This is a genomic window from Methylobacterium sp. J-030 (assembly GCF_022829545.1).
Lineage (GTDB): Bacteria > Pseudomonadota > Alphaproteobacteria > Rhizobiales > Beijerinckiaceae > Methylobacterium.
Window position 1 is genome coordinate 1 of sequence record NZ_JAKSYM010000230.1, and the last position, 301, is coordinate 301.

At 60.5% G+C, this 301-nt stretch carries 1 pseudogene; it reads right to left on the bottom strand.

From position 1 onward, the window contains the following. Positions 1-220, bottom strand: a pseudogene (locus MKK75_RS17140) (Crp/Fnr family transcriptional regulator); the annotation flags it as partial. Positions 221-301: the final 81 nt, after the last annotated feature.

Genomic DNA, 301 nt, shown 5'->3' on the forward strand with positions numbered 1-301 from the left:
GCAGAGCCATGATCTGGCGCTGGCCGTCCGGGAGCACCTTGTACCGGCATGCGAAGCCGTCGAGGATCAGGAGGACGTTGTCAGGCTTGTCGCCTTCCTGGATCAGATCCTGGCGTGCACCGACCTGCCGGACCTTGAGCACCAGGCCGTTGAGGGCCCAGCGGGCTTGGTCGGACAAGGGTTCGAAGCTCTCAAGCTTCCGCGTCAGCGCCTGCTGCATGGGGCCCACATCGCTGCGACTTGAGATAAGCCCATATGTCAGATATCCGACCAAATCTCCATCAAATGACCGATATCTTGC